The sequence below is a fragment of the Ruegeria sp. HKCCD7181 genome (genome assembly GCF_057221055.1).
Genome location: NZ_JBWVBC010000029.1, coordinates 2,501 through 6,076 on the forward strand (window position 1 = coordinate 2,501; position 3,576 = coordinate 6,076).

General features: G+C 53.1%; 2 rRNA genes. Both read left to right on the forward strand.

Annotated elements, in window-relative coordinates:
* Positions 1-236 precede the first annotated feature (236 nt).
* Positions 237-3,069: ribosomal RNA gene (locus AC2TCY_RS22910) — 23S ribosomal RNA — on the forward strand.
* Between the two features lie 221 nt (positions 3,070-3,290).
* Positions 3,291-3,405, forward strand: a 5S ribosomal RNA gene (gene rrf / locus AC2TCY_RS22915).
* The last annotated feature ends 171 nt before the right edge of the window (positions 3,406-3,576 follow it).

Sequence of the window (3,576 nt, forward strand, 5' to 3'; positions counted from 1 at the left end):
GTTGATCAGCTGCACGGCTGAGAGACCATATGGGGTTGCTCAATTGTCCTCGTCCAAGTGGCGGGGGCGGGAAATGTATGTTTTTGGTTCAGAAGAACAGATGGCCTTTAGTTACCAGCTGGGTCATCATGATTGATCTGATCGAACTCTGCAGGCCGAAAGGCCGAAAGAGTTCATGTGCTCAAGTAGCCGAATAGGCGGTAGCACAAGTATCAAGTCTTTCTTTTTCTGGATCAAATCAAGCGCGAGAAGGGCGTTTGGTGAATGCCTTGGCAGCAAGAGGCGATGAAAGACGTGATACTCTGCGATAAGCCATGGGGAGCTGAGAATAAGCTTTGATCCATGGATTTCTGAATGGGGCAACCCACCTGAAAGCTTCATATTGTTATCCTTGATAATCAATATGTTGCTTAAACAGGTACTTAAGACCTGAATACATAGGGTTTTAAGAGCAAACCCGGGGAACTGAAACATCTAAGTACCCGGAGGAAAGGAAATCAATTGATACTCCCCTAGTAGCGGCGAGCGAACGGGGACCAGCCGAGCCAGATGAGTGAGAAGAACATGTTGGGAAGCATGGCCATAGCGGGTGACAGCCCCGTATTCTAAGCTCTGATGGACGTATTAAGTAGGGCGGAACACGTGAAATTCTGTCTGAAGATCGGAGGACCACCTTCGAAGGCTAAGTACTCCTTGCTGACCGATAGTGAACCAGTACCGTGAGGGAAAGGTGAAAAGCACCCCGACGAGGGGAGTGAAACAGTACCTGAAACCGAACGCCTACAATCAGTCGGAGGCTCCTTGCGAGCTGACGGCGTACCTTTTGTATAATGGGTCATCGACTTGGTCTCACGAGCAAGCTTAAGCCGTTAGGTGTAGGCGTAGCGAAAGCGAGTCTTAATAGGGCGCATGAGTTCGTGGGATCAGACCCGAAACCGAGTGATCTAGGCATGGCCAGGTTGAAGGTAAGGTAACACTTACTGGAGGACCGAACCCACATCCGTTGAAAAGGATCGGGATGAGCTGTGCCTAGGGGTGAAAGGCCAATCAAACTCGGAGATAGCTGGTTCTCTGCGAAATCTATTTAGGTAGAGCGTCATCCGAATACCCCGGGGGGTAGAGCACTGGATGGGTAATGGGGCCCCACAGGCTTACTGATCCTAACCAAACTCCGAATACCCGGGAGTACTAGATGGCAGACACACTGCGGATGCTAACGTCCGTAGTGGAGAGGGAAACAACCCTGACCTACGACTAAGGCCCCCAATTCATGGCTAAGTGGGAAAGCAGGTGGGACGACCAAAACAACCAGGAGGTTGGCTTAGAAGCAGCCATCCTTTAAAGATAGCGTAACAGCTCACTGGTCTAAATAAGTTGTCCTGCGGCGAAGATGTAACGGGGCTCAAGCCATGAGCCGAAGTCTAGGGATGCGTAAGCATCGGTAGCAGAGCGTAGTGTGACATAGTTCCTATCCTCTTTAGCGTTCTTCGGAACGCCTTGGAGGATATTTGGAGCTTTCGATGAAGCGGGCGCGTGAGCGATCCCGTGGAGAGATCACTAGTGAGAATGATGACATGAGTAGCGACAAAGAGTGTGAGAGACACTCTCGCCGAAAGTCCAAGGGTTCCTGCTTAAAGCTAATCTGAGCAGGGTAAGCCGGCCCCTAAGCCGAGGCCGAAAGGCGTAGGCGATGGGAACTAGGTTAATATTCCTAGGCCGTGGAGTGGTGACGGATCACAGGTGTAGTTCAATCTTATCGGATTGATTGGGCTGCTGAGTGGTTCCTGGAAATAGCCCTCCTATCAGACCGTACCCTAAACCGACACAGGTGGACTGGTAGAGCATACCAAGGCGCTTGAGAGAACGATGTTGAAGGAACTCGGCAAAATACCTCCGTAAGTTCGCGAGAAGGAGGCCCGGTTCCTAGGCAACTAGGGGCTGGGGGCACAAACCAGGGGGTGGCGACTGTTTATTAAAAACACAGGGCTCTGCGAAGTCGCAAGACGACGTATAGGGTCTGACGCCTGCCCGGTGCCTGAAGGTTAAAAGGAGAGGTGAGAGCCTTGAATTGAAGCCCAGGTAAACGGCGGCCGTAACTATAACGGTCCTAAGGTAGCGAAATTCCTTGTCGGGTAAGTTCCGACCTGCACGAATGGCGTAACGACTTCCCCGCTGTCTCCAACATCGACTCAGCGAAATTGAATTGCCTGTCAAGATGCAGGCTTCCCGCGGTTAGACGGAAAGACCCCGTGCACCTTTACTACAGCTTCGCACTGGCATCAGGATTGTGATGTGCAGGATAGGTGGTAGGCTTTGAAGCAGGAACGCAAGTCCCTGTGGAGCCTCCCTTGAGATACCACCCTTCGCACTCTTGATGTCTAACCGCGGTCCGTTATCCGGATCCGGGACCCTGCGTGGCGGGTAGTTTGACTGGGGCGGTCGCCTCCTAAAGCGTAACGGAGGCGCGCGAAGGTTGGCTCAGAGCGGTCGGAAATCGCTCGTTGAGTGCAATGGCAGAAGCCAGCCTGACTGCGAGACTGACAAGTCGAGCAGAGTCGAAAGACGGCCATAGTGATCCGGTGGTCCCGAGTGGAAGGGCCATCGCTCAACGGATAAAAGGTACGCCGGGGATAACAGGCTGATACTGCCCAAGAGTCCATATCGACGGCAGTGTTTGGCACCTCGATGTCGGCTCATCTCATCCTGGGGCTGGAGCAGGTCCCAAGGGTACGGCTGTTCGCCGTTTAAAGAGGTACGTGAGCTGGGTTTAGAACGTCGTGAGACAGTTCGGTCCCTATCTGCCGTGGGTGTAGGAGACTTGAGAGGAGTTGCCCCTAGTACGAGAGGACCGGGGTGAACGATCCACTGGTGGACCAGTTGTCGTGCCAACGGCAGTGCTGGGTAGCTATGATCGGACAGGATAACCGCTGAAGGCATCTAAGCGGGAAGCCCCCCTCAAAACAAGGTCTCCCTGAGGGCCGTGGAAGACCACCACGTCAATAGGCCGGAGATGTAAGCGCAGTAATGCGTTCAGTTGACCGGTACTAATCGCCCGATAGGCTTGATTTGATCCAGTAATGGAAAGACTGCCAACCGCCTCAAGTAGCGAAGCGGTAGGCGAACAAATAAGCCAAAAACATACACCAAATTGACTTTGGATGGCTGTGTCGCGCCAAGCGGCACTGTTGATTGACATAACAACCGAGTGGCAACGCGCATTTGCATGCAAATACGCTGCCTGCCACCCGTCGCGTTTGCTTCGCAAATCGCGACGTGGGGATTTTCCTCGGTTTGGTGGTCATAGCGCAAGTGAAACACCCGGTCCCATCCCGAACCCGGAAGTTAAGCACTGCCGCGCCAATGGTACTTGGGCTTAAGCCCCGGGAGAGTAGGTCACCGCCAAACCTAGTAAAATCCCCCTTCTCTCTAAACGATAAAAAAACACGACCCGGCCTCAAATAGCGTAAGCAACAGGCCAACCAATGGTCTCAAGTAGCCGAATAGGCGGTAGACCAACGCAAAGTGTCGCGGGATGGAGCAGCCCGGTAGCTCGTCAGGCTCATAACCTGAAGGTCG